Source organism: Salinibacterium sp. NG22, from assembly GCF_015864925.1.
GTDB lineage: Bacteria > Actinomycetota > Actinomycetes > Actinomycetales > Microbacteriaceae > Rhodoglobus.
In genome coordinates, this window is record NZ_JADYWG010000001.1 from 1453268 (window position 1) to 1472398 (window position 19131).

Annotated in this window: 22 protein-coding genes; 11 read left to right on the forward strand and 11 right to left on the reverse strand. The window is 61.6% G+C overall.

Translation table 11 applies throughout. The annotated features are described in order from the left end of the window. Positions 1–160 precede the first annotated feature (160 nt). From I6E81_RS07145 to I6E81_RS07155, 3 genes are all read left to right on the forward strand, one after another. On the forward strand, positions 161–379 hold the full coding sequence (locus I6E81_RS07145) for a helix-turn-helix domain-containing protein (RefSeq protein ID WP_197107196.1): 219 nt from the start codon (positions 161–163) through the stop codon (positions 377–379). Beyond that, the gene (locus I6E81_RS07150; RefSeq protein ID WP_197106648.1) at positions 372–833 is read left to right on the forward strand and encodes a Clp protease N-terminal domain-containing protein; all 462 of its coding nucleotides are present in this window, start codon (positions 372–374) and stop codon (positions 831–833) included. The genes I6E81_RS07145 and I6E81_RS07150 overlap by 8 nt, the downstream gene beginning before the upstream one ends. Positions 834–915: 82 nt before the next feature. Then, positions 916–1374, forward strand: coding sequence for a GNAT family N-acetyltransferase (locus tag I6E81_RS07155; RefSeq protein WP_231603877.1), 459 nt, complete (start codon positions 916–918; stop codon positions 1372–1374). A 93-nt stretch (positions 1375–1467) separates the two neighbouring features. Here I6E81_RS07155 and I6E81_RS07160 read toward each other — a convergent pair whose 3' ends face one another. Then, on the reverse strand, positions 1468–2475 hold the full coding sequence (locus I6E81_RS07160; protein WP_197106650.1) for a hypothetical protein: 1008 nt from the start codon (positions 2473–2475) through the stop codon (positions 1468–1470). 155 nt (positions 2476–2630) lie between these two features. Here I6E81_RS07160 and I6E81_RS07165 point away from each other — a divergent pair, with 155 nt between their 5' ends. After that, positions 2631–3707: an alkene reductase gene (locus tag I6E81_RS07165; protein WP_197106651.1), complete on the forward strand. Its 1077-nt coding sequence runs from the start codon at positions 2631–2633 to the stop codon at positions 3705–3707. Between the two features lie 71 nt (positions 3708–3778). On the opposite strand, the gene I6E81_RS07170 is transcribed toward I6E81_RS07165, so the two are convergent. The 3 genes from I6E81_RS07170 to I6E81_RS07180 form a co-directional block, all read right to left on the reverse strand. Next, positions 3779–4750, reverse strand: coding sequence for a GlxA family transcriptional regulator (locus I6E81_RS07170; RefSeq protein ID WP_197106652.1), 972 nt, complete (start codon positions 4748–4750; stop codon positions 3779–3781). 306 nt (positions 4751–5056) lie between these two features. Next, positions 5057–6010: a hypothetical protein gene (locus I6E81_RS07175; protein WP_197106653.1), complete on the reverse strand. Its 954-nt coding sequence runs from the start codon at positions 6008–6010 to the stop codon at positions 5057–5059. Then, on the reverse strand, positions 6007–6348 hold the full coding sequence (locus tag I6E81_RS07180; RefSeq protein WP_231603878.1) for a PadR family transcriptional regulator: 342 nt from the start codon (positions 6346–6348) through the stop codon (positions 6007–6009). Before I6E81_RS07180 ends, I6E81_RS07175 begins: the two co-directional genes overlap by 4 nt. Positions 6349–6896: 548 nt before the next feature. On the opposite strand from I6E81_RS07180, the gene I6E81_RS07185 reads away from it, so the two are divergent. Together I6E81_RS07185 and I6E81_RS07190 are read left to right on the forward strand one after the other, a co-directional pair. Beyond that, a complete protein-coding gene (locus I6E81_RS07185; RefSeq protein ID WP_197106654.1) occupies positions 6897–7847 on the forward strand; it encodes a hypothetical protein in 951 nt (316 codons plus the stop codon). Further along, on the forward strand, positions 7844–8209 hold the full coding sequence (locus tag I6E81_RS07190) for a GntR family transcriptional regulator (RefSeq protein WP_306790143.1): 366 nt from the start codon (positions 7844–7846) through the stop codon (positions 8207–8209). Before I6E81_RS07185 ends, I6E81_RS07190 begins: the two co-directional genes overlap by 4 nt. 9 nt (positions 8210–8218) lie before the next feature. On the opposite strand, the gene I6E81_RS07195 is transcribed toward I6E81_RS07190, so the two are convergent. After that, positions 8219–9202: an oxidoreductase gene (locus I6E81_RS07195; RefSeq protein ID WP_197106655.1), complete on the reverse strand. Its 984-nt coding sequence runs from the start codon at positions 9200–9202 to the stop codon at positions 8219–8221. Between the two features lie 82 nt (positions 9203–9284). Here I6E81_RS07195 and I6E81_RS07200 point away from each other — a divergent pair, with 82 nt between their 5' ends. Beyond that, entirely contained in the window at positions 9285–10145 is an 861-nt protein-coding gene (locus tag I6E81_RS07200; protein ID WP_197106656.1) for a VOC family protein, read from the forward strand. A 44-nt stretch (positions 10146–10189) separates the two neighbouring features. On the opposite strand, the gene I6E81_RS07205 is transcribed toward I6E81_RS07200, so the two are convergent. The 3 genes from I6E81_RS07205 to I6E81_RS07215 form a co-directional block, all read right to left on the reverse strand. Continuing rightward, positions 10190–11233, reverse strand: a complete 1044-nt coding sequence (locus I6E81_RS07205; RefSeq protein ID WP_197106657.1) for an ABC transporter permease — start codon at positions 11231–11233, stop codon at positions 10190–10192. Next, the gene (locus I6E81_RS07210; protein WP_197106658.1) at positions 11220–12188 is read right to left on the reverse strand and encodes an ABC transporter ATP-binding protein; all 969 of its coding nucleotides are present in this window, start codon (positions 12186–12188) and stop codon (positions 11220–11222) included. The genes I6E81_RS07205 and I6E81_RS07210 overlap by 14 nt, the downstream gene beginning before the upstream one ends. A gap of 280 nt (positions 12189–12468) precedes the next feature. Beyond that, positions 12469–13479, reverse strand: a complete 1011-nt coding sequence (locus I6E81_RS07215) for a serine hydrolase (protein ID WP_197106659.1) — start codon at positions 13477–13479, stop codon at positions 12469–12471. Positions 13480–13617: 138 nt separating this feature from the next. Between I6E81_RS07215 and I6E81_RS07220 the strand changes: the two genes are divergently transcribed. After that, complete coding sequence (locus I6E81_RS07220; protein ID WP_197106660.1) at positions 13618–14175, forward strand: YceI family protein; 558 nt, start codon at positions 13618–13620, stop codon at positions 14173–14175. A gap of 58 nt (positions 14176–14233) precedes the next feature. Here the strand turns inward: I6E81_RS07220 and I6E81_RS07225 are convergent, their stop codons facing one another. Then, positions 14234–15481: an MFS transporter gene (locus I6E81_RS07225; protein WP_231603880.1), complete on the reverse strand. Its 1248-nt coding sequence runs from the start codon at positions 15479–15481 to the stop codon at positions 14234–14236. A gap of 75 nt (positions 15482–15556) precedes the next feature. On the opposite strand from I6E81_RS07225, the gene purS reads away from it, so the two are divergent. Genes purS through I6E81_RS07240 form a run of 3 tightly spaced genes read left to right on the forward strand, consistent with a single transcriptional unit; the run spans position 15557 to position 17010 of the window. Beyond that, complete coding sequence (gene purS / locus I6E81_RS07230) at positions 15557–15829, forward strand: phosphoribosylformylglycinamidine synthase subunit PurS (protein WP_197106662.1); 273 nt, start codon at positions 15557–15559, stop codon at positions 15827–15829. Next, positions 15829–16527, forward strand: coding sequence for a phosphoribosylformylglycinamidine synthase subunit PurQ (gene purQ / locus I6E81_RS07235; RefSeq protein WP_197106663.1), 699 nt, complete (start codon positions 15829–15831; stop codon positions 16525–16527). Before purS ends, purQ begins: the two co-directional genes overlap by 1 nt. Positions 16528–16545: 18 nt before the next feature. Further along, positions 16546–17010, forward strand: a complete 465-nt coding sequence (locus I6E81_RS07240) for a DUF3817 domain-containing protein (protein WP_197106664.1) — start codon at positions 16546–16548, stop codon at positions 17008–17010. Positions 17011–17017: 7 nt separating this feature from the next. Here the strand turns inward: I6E81_RS07240 and I6E81_RS07245 are convergent, their stop codons facing one another. Together I6E81_RS07245 and I6E81_RS07250 are read right to left on the reverse strand one after the other, a co-directional pair. Next, positions 17018–17860: a CPBP family glutamic-type intramembrane protease gene (locus I6E81_RS07245; protein WP_197106665.1), complete on the reverse strand. Its 843-nt coding sequence runs from the start codon at positions 17858–17860 to the stop codon at positions 17018–17020. Between the two features lie 12 nt (positions 17861–17872). Next, complete coding sequence (locus I6E81_RS07250) at positions 17873–19108, reverse strand: mechanosensitive ion channel family protein (protein WP_197106666.1); 1236 nt, start codon at positions 19106–19108, stop codon at positions 17873–17875. Positions 19109–19131: the final 23 nt, after the last annotated feature.

Consider the following 19131-nt stretch of genomic DNA (forward strand, 5'->3'; position numbering starts at 1 on the left):
TGGACTTCGAACATCCTCTTCCAGAACCGCCGAAGCGGGAGGCACAACCAACTCTAGATCGGGTGCCTGTGTGGACGGCGGCTGGGTTTGAGATGAGTCAAAACCGTAAGATGTGTCAGTTTTACTTGACAAATCGCGGGTGTCAAGTGAAACTGACACCATGGAATCAGTGAACTTGGGCGAACAGCTCCGCACCGCCACTCCCGCCACCGGGCTGCGTGCGGTCGGTGCCCTGCACCGCCTCGCAGAACACGTCGAAGCGACGCATGTCGCGCAGGCACGGCGCGATGGCTGGTCATGGGAGCAGATTGGTGATGCACTCGGCGTCACCCGACAATCCGTCCATCTGAAATACGGAAAGCAGGGAAATAATGTTTGAGAAGTTGGCGCAATCTGCGAGAACCGTCGTCGAGGATGCCCGGCACGAGGCAGCGCGGCGGGGCGACCGGAGGCTCGGCACCGACCACCTACTGCTCGCGCTCCTGCACGAAGAAGAACTCGCTCAGGCTGTCGGCGTCGATGCTGCGACCGCTGCCGAAGCCGCCCAGCAACTCGACCGCGACGCCCTTACAGCGATCGGGGTCGACCTCGGCAGCTTCAACCCGACGGCACACGCCGCCGCATCGAAACGAGTTCCATTGACTGCCGGCGCTAAGGCCACCCTCCAACACACTCTCGTCAGTGCTGCCACCGAAAAGGCGCGAACGGTGACGTCGCGACACATTCTGCTCGCACTGCTCGACCGCCGCGAGCCAGACTCCGCCGCCGTCCTCCTCACCGCGCTTGCGGTTGATAGAGCTGCAGTGCGCGAATCCTTAGCCGCGTCCCGATAGGAAGAGGGCGATGAGTGGCGTACCCAACGCACGAGGAGAATCCTGCGATCATTTCACAATGACTTCAGTGAGTGTCCGACCTATGACCGCGAACGAGTTTGACGCGTGGCAACACGCAACGACGGCAGAGTTCGCCGCGGAGCAAGTCGCGATCGGGCGCTGGCCGCTCGAAGGCTCGGTTGAGCGGGCTGTCGCCGACAACGCCTCACGCCTGCCGCAGGGCATCAACACTCCGCGCATGCTGTTCCTGCAGGCAACGGATGCCGACGGCGCAACAGTCGGGCACGCCTGGGTCAGTCTCGACCACCCGCAAGGGTCACCCGACTTGGCGTTTCTGTTCGACATCCACGTGGTGGAAGAGCGCCGAGGAGCGGGCTTTGGTCGCGCTCTTCTCGCTGCGGTCGAAGCTGCTGTCTTGGAGGCTGGTGTGCCAGCGCTCGAGCTGAACGTATTCGGGCACAACACCCCGGCAGTCTCGCTGTATGGCGCTTCGGGCTACTCCGTCACCACGCAGCAAATGCGCAAGACCCTCCGCCCCTAACCGGCGAACCTGTTCGACCCGGTCGCTTTACGGGGCCGCCCTGGACAAGAATGACCATCGTCGCCGGCCGCGAAGCCAGGGTGCGAGCCACAGTCAGGAAAGCGTTGTAGTTGAGCGGCCACGAAGGTAGTGCACGACCACACCAACCAGCACAGCAACCACGGCCGCGACCATGAGCGGCGGCACGACAATTTCTGGCATCGTCGCTGCTTGCCGAAATACTCCGAACCCGGCGCTGGCCATCTCGGGGAGGTCGTTCGCATACACCCGACTCCCGGCGGCATAGCTGATCGCCGTGGATAGGGCCGGCACAATCCAGAGCAATCCGAAGCTGACGAGCACCGCAATTACGCGCCCCACCGAGCGGATGCCGCACCAACCCGCCGCAAGCCCGACCAGGATGGCCGGAACCCACAGCAGCACACTCGCCGACCAGCGCCAAAAGTCTTCTATCGTGCCGTACTGAGGCTTGAGGAGCGGATGCACGAGCTCCCCCAACCACGGCGCCAACGCGACCGCGGCCATCGCGAATCCGATCAGCGCGCCCGCACGGGGAGCCCGAGCGATCAACCAAAACACGGCAATCCCCACCAGCATCGCGAGCACCGCAACCCCGGTAACCGCCGCGAGGTAGAACGTCGCCGCACTGCGATCTTGCAGCCCACTCTGCACGACAACAAAGGTTTGCACGATCGCGCCAAGTTGCACCATGATGAGCGCAAGGAACATCACCATCACACCGCGCCGCGGCATCCGCGACCGCAACAGGCGGGCAAGAATCCCGGCGACCGCAGCGCCAACCACCATCAGCCCAATCTCGGTGGTCAACGCATATTGGCTAAACGGCAGCAGCACGAGCGGCATTTCGTCTGGCGCAGTCTCGGCCGCCCACAAGTTTTGCAACGGCAGACGCAAGCCCTGAAGCAGCCACGGCAGCAGGCCGATCACCGCAGCGCCCACACCGAGGAGGGCGCTCATCCACACGGTCAATGGATGACCAGCGGATGCCACGCTCGCCGTTGCTGCAGAGCGCTCCACATCCGCATCCGTCGTCATCGTGTCTGGCTGCTCGGCAGGAATGTCGCTCGCATTGTCGTCCACAGCGGCCAGTCTATGAACGTGTGCGGCAAGACGGAAGGGTATCGATGAGAAATCTTCGATACAGCGGTGGGTGGCAAACCGAGCATATTCTCAGGGAGGAATAGTTCGCGCCGGTCGATGTTGAACTTGTTACGACCGACAGAAAGAGATCTGCTGTGAACTTGTTTTCCCCCACGACCCTCGGCGAGCTGAACCTGACCAACCGCTTGGTGATGGCACCGCTCACGCGCACCCGCTCAGGACAAAGCGGCGTTCCCGGCCCCATGGTTGCTGAGCATTACGCCCAGCGCGCTTCGCTCGGTCTGATCGTTTCCGAAGGCACCTACCCGAGCCACGCCGGGCAAGGCTTCCTTGGTCAGCCCGGACTGGTCGAGCCCGAGCAGCTCGAGGGTTGGACGCACGTCACCGATGCGGTGCACGCGGCGGGCGGCCAGATCGTCGCGCAAGTGATGCACGCGGGGCGAGTAACCCACGAAGCCACCAATGGCGGACACACCGTGGTCGGCCCGAGCGCAATCGCGATCAACGGCGAAACTCGTACCTACGATGGCAAACAGCCTTACCCGGTTCCGCATGCGCTCACCGACAGTGAGCTCACCGGCGTGATTGACGAGTTCGTGACTTCCTCGCGCAACGCCATCGCGGCGGGCTTCGACGGCGTGGAGATTCACTCCGCCAACGGCTACCTGCTGCACGAGTTCCTCTCCCCTGCCTCCAACCAACGCGAGGGCCAGTACGGCGGTTCCCCCGAAAACCGCGCTCGCTTCGTGATCGAGGTCGCGACCGCGGTAGCGGAGGCGATCGGTGCTGGCCGCGTTGGCCTACGCATCTCGCCGCAACACAACATCCAAGACGCCCTAGAAACAGACGATGCTGATGCCCTCGCGACCTACGGCGCGCTGGTCGACGGCCTCGCCCCTCTCGGACTTGCCTACCTCAGCGTGCTGAACGCCGACCCCACCGGCGCCTTCGTGCAAGAGCTGCGCGCCCGCTTCGGCGGACCGGTGCTGCTCAACAGTGGCTTCCAACAGATGACGACTCGCGATGAAGCCCTCAGCCTGGTGCGCGACGGTCATGCCGAAGGAGTTGTCGTGGGCCGTCCGGCCATCGCAAACCCTGATCTGGCCTACCGCTGGCAAGAAAACCTGCCGTTGAACACCCCTGACGCCGCCACCTTCTACGGTGCCGGCCCCGAGGGTTACACGGACTATCCGACCTTCGAGCCAAGCTAGCGCGTCGCTAGAGCGGCCGGCTGCAACGCGCCCTGTTCGAGCACTTCGACTTTCAAGCGGAAGGTGGAGCGCTAGGCGGAGGCTGGAATAGGCGTGGTGCAGCTGAAATTGCCACGGTATGCGGTGGGGGCAACGCCCAGTTTGCGTACAAAGTTTTGCCGAAGCACCGCGGCGGAACCGAATCCGCTCTCCCACGCGACCTGCTCAAGCCCCAGATCGGTTTGTTCCAACAGCAGTTGGGCATGCATCAGTCGCTGCCGTCCGAGCCACGCGCCGGGAGTCGTTCCGAGATCCGTTTTGAAACGTCTGGCGAAAGTTCGCGGCGACATTTGGGCTCGCCTGGCGAGCTCTTCGACGGGCAGATCTTCGCGAAGGTTCTGCAGCATCCAGTCAGTAACGGCAGAGAACGAGAGCGACTGCACTGCGGGAAGCGGCTTGTTGATGAACTGCGCTTGGCCGCCATCGCGTTGAGGGGCGACGACCATACGGCGGGCGATGCGATTGGCAATTTCGGCGCCGAGTTCTTGTCTCAGCAGGTGCAGGCACGCATCAATTCCGGCGGCTGTTCCCGCACTCGTGATGATGCGTTCATCTTGCACATAGAGAACGTCGGGGTCCACATCAATAAGCGGGTACATGTCAGCAAACGCGTCGGAGTACATCCAGTGTGTGGTTGCTCGACGGCCATCGAGCAGGCCGGATGCCGCGAGGAGGAACGATCCGCTGCAGATGGCCATGACCCAGGCCCCGCGCGCAACTGCTCGTTTGAGTACCTCCGCCACTCGAGGATCGATGGTTCCCCACTGGGCACGAGGGATAGGGGTGAGCACGATGAGATCGGCTTTATCGGCGAAAGAGAGGTCGGCTTCGACATTCATTGTGTAGCCGATGCTGCTTCGAATTGCGCCGGGGTCGGCGGTGAGCACACGAAAATCAAACGGCTCGATACCGTCATCCGTTCGATCAAGGCCGAATGCCTCACAAGCAAGCCCGAACTCGAATGGAGTGAAGCCGTCTTGAACGATGACTGCAACGCGTTCCATGAGAGGTCTCGACTTTCTGTTGAGCAAACCGCACACCCAAAAATTGGCAGTTTTTCTACGATATGTGGCATAACTGCCACTGTTGGCAGCTATTAGACGATCTTAGTGTTAATGCCATGTTCCTCACAATCATCATCGCCATAGTCTCCGTTCTCGCCATTGCTGCCACTGCCTTCGAGCTCCCTCGGGACGGCTATCGCAGAGTTCCCACCAACTGGAGGAGGCTCCCCTAGACAATGCAACGGTTCGCAATACGCTGTCAAAATGTTGTCGCCCGTTCTTGCTGGAGACCTTGACCGTCCCTCGCTACGCCAAGCTCGTCCGCTTCCCGTTCCACCGCTTCATGTTCGCGAGGAAGGCACTGAGTCCGATTGTCAGGTAGAGGCCGCCTGCCAGCCAGATGTCATTGGAAAGCATTCCGAAGTCGATCACCGCGAAGATCATCATGCCGACGCCGAGTGCAGCGGCCATCAGATAACCAGCCCGCGCTCCGCCCGCGAAGAGCCCGACTAGCAGCAAGCTCAGCAGGACACCTGCCCAGGTGACCCAAGTGACTTCGAACGTATGAATGATCATATTGGTGCCGAAGATTACGGGTGGCACGACGATGGCGATGGTGAATGCGATCCGCAAGATTCTTCGGATTCCATGGCCGTTGGCGTGACCGCGTAGCCACGGCCCGGTCACCGCGGCCCACAATAGGAAAACCAGCGGCAGGTAGAGCGAACCGATGAAGGACAATGTGATCGCCGACAGCACGGTGCCTGCGATCGCAGCGGCCAGTGTGAAGCCAGCCCGCATCCGCGTCGGCAGGATCAGCGGCAATACGGCAGCGATCACGGGTACAAGGGTCAGCAGTACGAGCGCAAGGCCCGCGGGGCCCGTCTGCGTGACGCCGTCTCCCAGCGCCGTCGTCGTCGAGCGGTGGGGAAGTATATGGCTGAGCACCGCCGCGGTGAGCACGGCCACCGCGGTCGCTGTCAGCAGCAAAATGCTCCGCGAGGAATCGGCACCCATCGCCCCTGCTGCGGATGGTGTCGCGACGCCGAGTTCGGCCAGCACAGAGAGGGCCATTTCGTCGGGTGAGCCGAGCCGGTTGAGCACGACTGTTTCCGTCTGGCCGCCATCAAGGGCGTCAGCGATGTGGCCACGCACGTCCTCGAGGATCGTCGCGCGCACCGCGGGATCAACTGCAGTGAGCGCCTTATCGAGCGCGTTCACGTAGTCCTCGGTGTTGGCTGTGGTGGTGGTGTCGTTCATCGCTTGTGCTCCTTGACGAGTTCGTTGACTTCAGGACTGATTGACCGCCACACCTCTGCGAATCGCTGCAGCCCCTCGCGGCCGGCGGTGGTTACGGCGTAATACTTGCGCGGTCGACCACCGTCGATGGTCTCCCAACGGGTATCGACGAGGCCGGAAGCAAGCATCCGAGCCAGAAGCGGGTAGAGACTGCCTTCACTGGCTGTCAGTCCGCGCTCGACGAGCTCGCCCGCCAGTTCCAGCCCATACCTGTCACGTTCCGACAGCAGTGCGAGCACGCAATACTCGAGCACGCCTTTGCGGATGTTCGTGGCGATCCGCTCGCTCATGGTCTCCATGCTCGAACTATACCTTGCATAACAAGACTTGCGCAACAAGGTTCCACGGGTTGAGGGTATTCATCGACGGGCGCATATAGTCAACGATCGCGGATTGCAGAATCCAATTCGACGGTCCGTCAGCGAACCATCCGCAATTCGACGGATGCCCATCGAGCCCGAACAAGGTCGCATGTGGTTGTTTGGTATCACCAGGTGACTGAACCTCGATCAGCACGGATATAGATGACGCTTCGAGGGCTGCTTAGCTACGCTCGCGTTGGGGATCTTCGCGGGATGCCGCTCTAACTGCCCGCAATATCCCTCGTCGCGCTAGCGATAGCCAACCCCACTGGCTCGCGCTCTCTGCTCATCGACTGGTCACCAGCCTGACGATCATCATCGCGTTATGGGTTGCGTTTCTTGTGATCGCTCAGCCCTTCGCCACTTTCGTTTCATCCTGATTCAGCGCGTCCCTGTCTCCCACCCGTCGGCGTAAATGTACCAAGTGCGTGCTACATTGAATGTGCTTCACCACTAGTACATTCAATGTTTACGGAGCCGCCTCAATGCCCGATTTCGTCGTACTCATCTGGTTCAGTTTCCGCTCCACAATCATTGGTCTGGCACTAGCAGTGGTGTGGCGGCTGGCACGAGGGCGCAAAGGCCGACTGCCTGCCGGACTGACCGCTGTCGCCACGGTGGCAGCGACTTCCCTTGCTCTGGCCTGCCTCATTTATTTGAATGCGGCCATCGGATTCCCCTTACTCCGGCCCCCGCTGTCCGAGCATCTTCCGCTGTGGGTATTCGAGATGCGCGTCCTCTGGGCTCTCGGGATCGGGATCCTCGCCGTCGCGCTCCTCGCCATCCCTATCGGCGCTCACACCCCGCGTGGCCATGCAAGCCTCACTCGGCGAACACCGTTCAGCTTTGGCCATCGGTGGTGGTTCGCTGGCATCACCACAATTGTCGGCACGATCGTCACCGTGTCAATACTGGCCGGCTTGGCATCCGAACCAGACGAAGATGGCCTCTGGCGGAACTACACCGTAGATGCCGGGAGCTCAATCTCGTTCGGAACCCGCATCTACGGGTGGTACTACTCGGTTCCCGCGTTGATACTCCTTGCCGCCCTTATCGCGGTCACTATCATTGTGCTCTGGCTCATCGCCCGACCTTCGCTCAGCACCGACCATGACGATGATGTGCGGATGCGTCACCTCAGAACCTGGAATATCCTCGCTATCGCGAGCGGAACTCTCCTGATTCACCTCGGCTCAATATTCACGTCACTGTCGAACACAGCAATGCTGCGGGGCGGGGCCGCCATCGGCGAAAGCGGCTGGGGCTCGTGGACGACCCCCTTCGCCGCGATGCAGCCAGCTCTTCTCTATGTTGGCCTAGGCATAGCCGCCCTCGGCTATGCACTCTGGTTCGGAGTGCTGCTTTCCGCGGTGTTCATGCGTCGCACAAGCACCGGCACCGGCACCGGCACCGGCACCGGCACCGTTCGATCATGATGATTAGTTTGGCGGGGTCAGCCCCCGCCGCCGAACAAATTCGGGACCAAATTCGCGGCCTCATTGCCGCCGGAACTCTGGCAGCGGGTGAAAGAATCCCCTCAGTTCGGCAACTCGCAAAAGACCTCGGCGTTGCCCCCGGAACGGTCGCGAAAGCCTACAAAGCTCTCGAATCTGAAGGACACCTTCGTACCCACACCGGAGGAGGAACCCGCGTCAGCGCAACGGCGTCGGCCACACCCCTCGCCGTTGTCGAAGCTGCCCGCATCCTCGCCGATACCAGCATTCGCGCCGGCGCAGACCTCGAAGAAACCACGCGGGTCCTGCGTGCGATCTGGGCCTCGCAGCGAAAAGACAACTAGGTTCGTCCGCTAGCGACTGAACGGATCCAACCCTGTCGCCTTCACTGCGACCACCCAGAGCTTCTCGGCGGCTTCGGGGTCAACAGCCCACTGCTTGGCGCCACCGGTCGTCATGTCGGCGTGGTCATCCGCAACGATGCCCTTGATGGAGCAGTCTTCGCAGTACGCGCCCCCACGGTCGGCGAGCTCGGGAGCGGTCGCCGCCCAGAGCCCGGTCGATGCGCCTTCGGCTGGCGTCTTGAAGAGCGGGTTGGGGTTGCCGTCTTCGTCGATCCACTTGCGTGCGAGCAGTTCTTCGCGGGGCATGTTGCGCTGCAGGTCGGTCATGATGCCACCGGGGTGCACCGAGAACGCGTGGATGCCGCGGCCGGCCAGACGAGCATCCAGAGCAACAGCGAGCAGGGCATCCGCTGTCTTCGATTGGCCGTAGGCAACCCACGGCTCGTAGTCGGTGGTGTCGAAGTTGATGTCGTCGAAGTTCACGGGCGAGCGCCAGTGGCCAACCGAGGAGTACGACACGATTCGCGCGCCATCCTGAAGCAGGGGTTCGAGGCCAGCGACGAGTGCGAAGTGTCCGAGGAGGTTGGTGCCGAACTGCAGGTCCCAGCCCTGCGGCGTGCGCAATTCAGGCGTGGCCATAACGGCGGCGGCGTTGATCATGAGGTCAACGGGCGTGCCCGCATCGCGCATGCTGGCGGTGAATGCGGCAACGGAGTCGAGGTCGCCGAGATCCATTGCTTCGATCTGAACGCCGTCAACACCGGCGAGCACTTCGGCAGCCTTCTCAGGGCGACGGGCGGGAACGATCACAGTGACGCCGGCTTCGGCGAGCGCCTTCACCGTTTCGAAGCCGAGGCCCGAGTAGCCGCCGGTGACGACAGCGGTCTTGCCGGCGAGGTCGAAGCCGGCAATTACTTCGGATGCTGTGCTGCGGTAGCCGAACTTGGATTCGAGGGGTTGTTGGCGGGCGGTCATTTCTTCGAGGGAGATCATGTTTAGGACTCTAAGAGTTGGAGTGCGCTCTAGGTCAAGCCGCTTGCGGAATAGCGCAGACAATCGCACGGTTGTACCACCCATGACCGATCTGCTCGCCCCCGACACCGCCATGGGCGCGGTGACGCTCAGCGTCGCCAACCTCGACGCCCTCACCGCGTATTACCGGGATGCCGTAGCCCTCACCGTGCTCAGCGAGTCTGCCGACACGGTCATTCTCGGTCGCGGCACCACACCCGTCGTTATCCTCAAGCACTCGCCAGCGCTCAAGCATGCGAGCCCCCGCGATGCCGGACTCTTCCACACGGCCATCCTGTTCGACACCGAAGCGGCGCTGGCGGGATCCGTCTACTCGGTTGCCACTCGCTATCCGAAGACATTCACCGGCAGCGCCGATCACCTCGTGAGCAAAGCCTTCTACTTCACCGACCCCGAAGGTAACGGCGTTGAGCTGTATTGGGATCGCGACCGCACCCAGTGGAGCTGGACCCACGGAGCCGTCGAAATGGCCACCCTCTTTCTCGACCCCAACGGCTTTCTGCAGGAGAACCTCACCGCGGCCGCCGTTGAGCAGCCCGTGATCGGCGGCGCCCGTGTCGGCCATGTGCACCTGCAAGTCGGTGACGTCGCAACCGCTCGCGAGTTTTACGTCAAACAACTCGGCTTCGAAGCGACCACCGAGATCCCCGGCAGCGCCGTGTTCGTGAGCGCGGGCGGCTACCACCACCACATGGCCATGAACACGTGGAACTCAAGCGGCGCTGGCCCGCGCCTGCCCGCCCTCGGCCTCGCCCAAGTCGACATCGCGGTGCCGAGCGCCGACGACCTCGGAGCGCTCGGCGAACGGATGACGCACCACGGCATCCCGTTACGCCACGATGGTCAGACCCTCAGCTTCGATGACCCGTGGGCCAACACGATTCGTGTGACAACCGCGAACTAGGGCGAGCACACCCCTCTGGCCCCGAAGGCTTCAGGCGACGGTCGTCACAGATCACCCTGATCCCAGCGGAACAAACGCGCCCCGATCACGGCCATAAGCGCAGTAGTCGCCGCCATCATCGCCCACAGAATATAGACGCTCAAGAATGGCTGCACCCCGGCGATATCTGTGCTGACAGCCTGCATAAACCAAGTCGTCGGGAGAAACTTGGGCAGCTGCTGAAACACCTCGGGCAGCAACTGCAACGGGAACATGATTCCTGACGAAAGCGCAATGAGGATAGGAAAGATTCCGGCCAGTTGTTGCACCACCTCAGGGTTCTTCGAGCGCGCAGCTAAGAGGTATCCAAACGCGAAGAACATTGCGAGCCCGAGGAGGAGCGTGACAAATAGCCTCACGCCATTGAACGACTCGATGTACCCGCTGGCGGCCGCAATCGCGATCACGATTCCACTCTGCAGCACGCCCAACCCAAACTGAACCGGAGTTTGGGCGACTAAGAATGTGAGCCGTCGCACCGGTGTAGTGCCGAAGAGGCGAAGAGTGCCCTGCCTTCTCATCGTGACCAAGGGCACCGCTGTCCCGAGAAGCGCGAGCCCTAGAAAGCCCATCACGAGAACGGTTGCCAAGTTCTGCCGGAGAAAGTCGATCGATTCGAAGCCGTTGGTATCCACCACTCGGATGTCCGCGCTCGGAATACCTACCTGATGCACCGCATCTGCAAGCTCAATCCAGGCCGGCGTCCCCTTAGCGGCGAGAGTAACCGCCGCCTCGCCGTTCGCGAATCGGACGACAGCGGTATATCCGCCCTCCGCCGGCGCGGCAGCTTCCGCGACTTCCTCGGCCTCGATCCCTCGATGCGTGAGCTCCGTCACAAGATCTGAGCCGTAAACGTTGTCAGCAACGACGGCGACAGCTGGCTTGGGTCCGCCGTTGACCATCGTATTTATTGCAATCGTCAACAGGAGGAAAAAGAGAAAGAGTACCGACAAGCTGAGGACGACTTTTACATTCCGAAAAAGTTCCCGTGCGCTCGCCTTCGACAGCTCCGCAAAGGCAGAGCGCTGAAAACGTTTAGTTGCCAGCATTCGGGCCTCCGTTAACGGCAATGTCGAGGAAAACGTCTTCGAGCGAGCTAGCGCGAACAGCGAAATCGCGCGACTGCACACGCACGTTGAAAGTTGCGCGTCGAATGAGACCATCCGGGTCGGTGGTTTCTGCCGCTATCCTCACCCCGCCAGAGACATGGTGAAGTTCGTACGGGCTCCCTACGATGTTTTCAAGGTCTTCGGAACTCGCACTCTCCTGCACGGTGAATTCGACGTAGCTGACGCTGGAGTGGCGTCGCACTAGTTCGCTTGGGGTGCCCTCAGCGGCGACACGGCCTTTGACAATGATGATGACTCGATCACACAGTTTGGTCGCTTCATCCATGTGATGGGTCGACAAAAGTACCGTCTTCCCTCGCACTTTGAGGGACTCGATGAGCGCCCAAAGCGACTGGCGTGCAGACGGGTCGAGGCCAGCTGAAGGCTCATCAAGCACCAACAGATCCGGGTCACCGATGAGCGCTACTGCAAGCAAAAGCCGGCGCCGCTCGCCGCCAGAGAGCTTCCTCACCCGCCGCTTCGAAACATCACTCAAGCCGGTATCAGCGAGAACGCTCTCGATAGAAAGGGGAGTGGGGTGAAAGGAAGCGAACAACTCCACAGTCTCACGCACAGTTTGAAACTCGAGGAGGCTTGCCGACTGGGGCTGCACCGCAACGCGGGACGTAATCACATCTCGCTCCTTGGCAGGATCTACCCCGAGAACAAAAATAGTGCCCTCTGTCGGCTGGCGTAGCCCGACGATGCACTCGATTGTTGTTGTCTTGCCCGCACCATTAGGGCCGAGCAGACCGACAATTTCACCGTGCGCGACCTCGAGATCGACCCCGTCAACCGCGACAACATCGGTGCCGTAGCGCTTGACCAAATGCTGAACACGAACCACAATTTCTCGCGAAACGGACCCAAGCGGAACACTCCCGCCATCAACCATGACCTCGACCCCTTCGCCGGAATTCTCGCGTGCGGTTAGAGGTCATCCTCCTCCGTCACCGACGATCTATTCCCGGAGCCGAGGCACGTTCGCATAGGCGAGGAATTATTTGTTACCGCCAAGAGTAGCATCTCGCGGGAGGCAGGGGACAGGTACTTCCGCACCAGTTCTTGGTATCAGGCCACAGCGCGGCTTCGCGACGTCCCGCACCCGAAAGCGTGAAGCGTGAAGCGTGAAGCGTGAAGCGTGAAGCGTGAAGCGTGAAGCGTGAAGCGTGACGTTACCCGCCGAGGCGTTCGTCGATCTCGCGGATGACCGGCCAGGCACCCTCTTCAGAGTTCGAGAGCACGACAACGTCGAGACCGTTCTCGAGGTAGTGGCGAACGATTCCGGAGGCGCCGGGGCTTACTCCGTCAGCGAAGTAGCTGCGCACGGTGCCATCTTCGTTCATGTCGAACTCGAGCCCGAAGCCGTACCAGGTCTCTTCGTCGTACTGCACTTGCGGGGTGAGAAACTCTTCCGTGAATTCGGTGTCGAGAAGGTCGCCGTTGCGCACAGCCTGAATGAAGCGAATCAGGTCAGCGGCGGTGACGTGGGCTCCGCCATCGGGCAGGCCAATGGGCGGGGCGCTGTAGATATTGGAAACCCACCGGCCGTCGATGTAGTCCCAGCCTTCAGCTACGCGAGGGGCGGCATCCCGGCGGTCATAGAACCCCGAGTCGACCATGCTGGCTGGCGTGAAGACCTCGTCGAAAATGTACTGGCGGTAGTCGGTCTTCGTGACCTTCTCGAGCGCAAGGCCAGCGAGCACGTAACCTGCGTTGGTGTAGACACACTCAACACCGGGCTCGGCCAGCGACTCCTTGTTTACAAAGGTGGGGAGCTGGTCGGCGGGCTCAAGAATTGTGTAGGTCGGGAACTCTGCCCAGAGGTCGGCGTAGCTTTCGCCCTCCTCCTCATCCACGTCATCCGCAATGCCACTCGTGTGGGTGAGCAGGTGAAGCAGCGTGACCGCAGGGTCGATTTCCGTGTCAGCCAAGTCCACATAGTGGTGGATGGATGTCTCAAGATCGAGGTCATTCTTCGAGACCTGCTGCAGCGCCGCCACGCTCGTGAAGAGTTTCGTGATCGAGCTCGAGTCGAAGCGAGTATCTGGCGTATTCAGCACATCCCAGCGCTGGCTGGCCTTGCCGGCGACAGCCTCGTAAATAGTGGCGTTGCCTCGCTTGATGAGGACCGTGCCAGAGAAGTCGTTGTGCTCAAGAAATTCGTCGAGTCCCGTGGTGTCCATAGTGCGAGCCTACCTACTGTCGCTCGTCAATTGGGCAGCGGATGCTGTGGGTGGCCTCGATGATTACCGAGTAACGCTCCCAGCGAACAGACCCGCGTTCGCGGAATGAATCGACCCTACCGAGAGTTGCCGATTTACATGACTACTTCTCTCGTTGAACACCCCAGTTTCACTACCGGCACCTGGCAGATTGATGCCGCTCACTCGACGGTTTCTTTCACCGTCAAGCACCTCATGATCAGCAAGGTTCGCGGAACTTTCGATGGTTTCTCGGGCACGATCGTCACCTCCGAAACGCCCGCCGAGAATTCGGTGACGGCAGAGATCGCCATGGCGACGATCAACACCAACCAGGCTGACCGCGACGGTCACCTGCGCACCAACGACTTCTTCAACGTTGAGCAGTTCCCCACCGCCACCTTCACGTCGACCTCGGTCGCAATCAACGGTGATGACCTCACCATCGAGGGTGACCTCACCCTCCGTGGCGTCACGAAGCCTGTCACCCTGAAGGGCGAGTTCGGCGGCATCGCCCAGAACCCCTACGGCCAGACCATTGCGGCGGCAAGCGCCAGCACTGTGATCAACCGCACCGACTTCGGCGTGAACTACAACGCAGCTCTCGAAACCGGCGGCGTTCTTCTCGGCGAAGACGTGACCCTCACCTTCGACCTTCAGGCTGCACTCCAGCAGTAGTCGCGCTCTCGTGATTTCCTGACGAGGCCTCTCTGCGCACTGCGCGGAGAGGCCTTTGTTATGAGGTGACTTTGTCGTCGAGCAATACTTCTTCGGCTGCGGCAACAGCAGCGCTTCGCCAGACGACGAGCGCGGCCACCGTAACGACCAGCACCAGGATTCCGGCACCCCAGGCGAGACCGGCGTAGCCAACCTGAGTGAGGATGGGCCCCGCAAACCCTCCGCCAAAGGCACCGGCGAGACTCATGATGGTGTCACTGCGACCCTGAATGCGGAGCTTCGTTTTTCCGGTCGCAAGGTCGGCGACGAGAGCCGAGCCCGCAACGGTTGACGCGCTCCAGCCGAGCCCTAGCAACACAAGCCCGACGGTGACAGCCGTGTTGCTGAGTTCTCCCAGAGCAACGACCACGACGGATGCCGCGAAGAACCCTTGCCCGATAAGAATTGTCGGGATGCGCCCGAAACGGTCACTCGCCCAACCGAACACGGGCGAGAGTGCGTACATACCGGCGATGTGCAGGCTGATGGTGAAGCCGATGATCGTGAGGCTCGCTCCGTGGTGGCTCAAGTGCACGGGCGTCATTGCCATGATCGAGACCATCACCGCATGGCTGATCGCGATAGCAGCGATAGCGAAAACCAACGGGCCACGACCGCGCACGATTCCGGCATCCGCCGCAACGGTGGCATCCACCGGACGGTTGCGGGCGAGAGTGAGCGGATCGGGTCGCAGCGCCACAAGATAGAGCGCCATCGCTGCGAGCTGCGCGGCGATCGCGAAGACAAACGATCCGGTGTTGGTGGGCAAGGACAGCCACTGCGCAATCGCTTCGCCCGGGCCGATGAGGTTCGGGCCGGCGACGGCACCGATCGTGGTCGACCAGACAACGAGCGAGAGGTCACGACCACGATGTGCCGGAGCCGCGACATCCGTCGCCGCAAAGCGCGCCTGCAGGCCGACCGCCGTTCCGACACCGAGCATCGCAAATCCAAGAATGAGGAGCGGGAAGAACGCGACGCCCACCGCGATCACGGTGATGAGCGAACCGCCGGCCGCAACGCCCGCGCCCAGAGCCAGCGCAGGCCGCCGCCCCCAACGCTGAGCAAGTCGTGCCAGCGGAATCGACACGAGTGCTGCACCCAAAGTGCTGGATGTCGCTGCCGCGCCCGAGAGCGTCTCGCCACCCAGATCGGCAGCCAGAATCGCACCGACGGCAACGGTTGCTCCGAGACCCAGCCCGGCGAGCACTTGCCCCGCGACGAGCGTACGAACGATGCGAGATTGCACTGCGCGGTCAATGTCCATGGGTACAGTCTGGCGCACCACCAGCCTCCGCTAGACTTGGTGCAATCCGCCCGCGCGAAATCATGGAGTGATTCGGTGCCAATTATTGTCGTCGAGGTAATGCCTAAGGCTGAAATCCTCGATCCTCAGGGTAAGGCCGTAGCCGGCGCCCTCGTCCGTCTCGACAAGAGCGAGTTCAGCGCGGTGCGCATCGGTAAGCGTTTTGAGCTCACCGTTGAGGGCCCGATCACTGACGAGCTGCTGGCTGAGGCCCGCGAGATCGCCAACGATCTTCTTGCCAACACGGTGATCGAAGACGTGATTTATGTCGGCGAGGCTCGCGGTGCCGACGACGCTCAGGGCGCATAGTGCGCGTCGGAGTCATCACCTTTCCGGGTTCGCTCGATGATCGTGACGCTCAGCGTGCGGTCAAGCTGGGTGGCGGTGAGCCGGTAGCCCTGTGGCACGGTGACCACGACCTCAAGAACGTGGATGCCATCGTTCTGCCCGGTGGGTTCAGCTACGGCGACTACCTGCGTGCCGGCGCAATCGCAGCCCACTCGCCCATCATGAGCGAAGTCATCACGGCCGCTAACGCCGGAATGCCTGTACTGGGCATCTGCAACGGTTTCCAGATTTTGGTGGAATCGCACCTTCTGCCCGGTGGTCTTGTGCGCAACGACCACGGTGACTTTGTCTGCCGCGACCAGAAGCTGCGCGTCGAGAACATCGACACTGCCTGGAGCAACGGCTTCAAAGAAGACGAAGAGATCATCATCCCGCTCAAGAACGGTGAGGGCGGCTACATTGCCGACCAGAACACTCTTGACCGCCTTGAGGGTGAAGGCCAGGTTGTGTTCCGCTACCTCGAGGTCAACCCCAACGGGTCGGCGAATGACATTGCCGGCATCTCGAATGCCCGTGGCAACGTTGTGGGCCTGATGCCTCATCCCGAGCACGCGACCGAGCCTGGCTTTGGCCCAGACACTCGCGCGGCAATGCGTTCGGGCACCGACGGCCTCACGTTCTTCACGAGCGCGATCAGCTCGTTGATGGCCAACGCCTAATACTGAAAGCTCGGCTCCATGTTTGCGACCCCCAAGTCACTGTTCCGCGTCCTTGCGTTCGCTGAGGCGGTCACCTGGACTCTGCTCATCACCGGCCTCATCTTGCGCGCTACGGCGGGGCTGGATGTCGCGGTGTCGATCGGTGGGGCCATCCACGGTTTCGTCTTCCTCGCCTACGGTGCCACGGCCGTGTTGTTGACGGTGAACCAGCGTTGGAGCGTCGGCACCGCCGTTCTCACCATCGGTAGCGCCGTGATTCCGTACGCGACCATTCCGGTGGAGCTGTGGCTTGCACGCACGGGTCGCTTGAAGGGCGACTGGCGCAAGGAAGCATCCGATCATCCGCGTGATGCTGGCTGGATCGACCGCACGATGCGGTGGTTCTTGAACCACCCGTACATCTTGGTGGCCCTCATCGCGGGCGCCGTCATTCTGCTCTACGTCGTTCTGCTCATCGCGGGCCCTCCCGGCGGCAAAGAGTAGCTTCGCGCTAGAGCAGGAAGAACCCGATCACTCCCGGGTTTCTGGCGTGCACAATGACGAGGAAGACCACCGCGTCAAATAGTAGGTGCACGCTCAGCACGTAGACGAGCGACTTGGTGGTCGAGTAGATCCAGCCCTGCAGCAGGGCGAACGGGATCGTCAGCAGTGGGCCCCATGACTGGTAGCCAAGTTCCCACAGGAACGCTACGAAAATCACCATCTGCAGCAGGTTCGCCTGCCACACCGGGAAGTGCCGGCGGAAGAGCACGAAGACGGTGAGGATGAAGAACAGCTCATCCCACGTGCCCACCGCGTTCACTCCGACAAAGAGCCGACCGATCTCGTCGGGCGTCGTGACGATCGGCCAGTTGAGGTAGACCCCACTCGTGATGAAGTAGAACGGCAAGATGAGCCAGCCGAGAAAGAGCACGAGAAACAGGTAACCCCACTGAACACGGTTCCACGGCCATCCGCCCCGCCACGGAAAGCGGATGAGGCGGTCTTTGAACACAAACCGTGACAGTGCGTAGGGCACGGCAACGGCCGCAGCCAGCACAAACCCCAGCAGAAAGAAGTTGCCCCAGCTGATGTCGGCTTCGACCGACACCGTGGAGACGATGATCATACCGACCGCGATCAGCAGCAGGTCTTTCGCGAGACCCTCAGTGAGCTTGCGGCTGTCGGTGAACCACGCGGCGGCGAGCGCCAATGCCACCACGACATAGCCCAGCAGCGGAAGCCGAAGCGAGAACATCAGCACCGCCGATCCACTCAGCAGCGCTGCCGGCACCAACCCCCAGCTGCGTGAACTGAGTGGCGGGGAACTGACAGCGTTGTCGAGGCCGGGCATCCTGAATGACTCCTAGTCGTTGGTGACGCGCTTGGCGGTGGAAGTCTGAGCCTCATCGGCATCGGTCTCTTCTGGGCCAACCAGGTTCTCGGGCACGTTGTCTTGAACCGGAATCGCTCCCGTGAACTCTTGACGACGAGCGTCGGCCTCAGCGCTACCGCTGAACAGGCCGCGCTCTTGGGGTTCAACCGAGCCCTTGGTGCGACCGCGGGCTTCGTTGTCGACCATGAGCACGCGAGTGCGCGGCAAGGCGGCGGAGTCTTTCTGCTGCAGCCATCCGACCATCTCTTCGCGCACGTGGGTGCGGAGGTCCCATTGCGCGCCAGAGTCAGCGGCGCTAATCAGCACACGAACGCGCACGAAGCCACCCGTGGCATCCACGACTTGGATGTTAGCGGTGCGGCCGTCCCACAGGTCGGATTCGGCGACGATCTTCTTGAGGTGCACGCGCATCTGGTCGATGTTGACGCGCCAGTCGAGATCGAAGTTGATCTCGCCGAGAAGTTCGGTGGCGTTACGCGTCCAGTTCTGGAATGGCGTTGTCGTGAAGTACGTAGAGGGCAGCACGAGGCGGCGCTGATCCCAGATGCTCACGACGATGTAGGTGAGGGTGATCTCTTCGATGCGACCCCATTCGCCGTCGGCAATAACAACGTCATCCACTCGGATGGCGTCGCTGAAGGCGAGCTGCATTCCGGCAAAGACATTGGCGAGAGCGGACTGCGCGGCGATACCGGCCACAACGCTGACGAGACCAGCAGAGGCGAGCACACTGGCGCCGAGTGCTTCGGCACCGGGGAGCGTCAACAGGATGGCGCCGATCGTGACGATGATGATGACCGCTCCGAGGATGCGGCGAATCAGTTGAATCTGGGTGCGGATGCGGCGAGCGGCCCGGTTGTCGGGAACGTCAGTGGGGTATCGAGTGAGGGTGCGATTGAGCAAAAGGTTGATGACGGCGATCAGCACCCACCCGCTAGTGGCAATCACCAGCACGAGCAGAACACCATCGATAACGTCGCGCATGCTCTCCACCGGAAGAGTGATCGAGATAGCAGCCCACACGGCAAGCAAGGCCATGAGCACGCGAAGGCGGCGGCGAGTCGGAGCCAAGGTTGCGTACACCCCGGGTCGCAGGCGTGCGATACCCCGCACGATGAGGGAGAGCACCCCGATGGCGATGACGACTGCGACAAGCGCAATCACGACGGCAAGAGCAAGACCCAGCCACGATACCCATTCAAACAATCGAGTGATTTCCTTTCATTGGC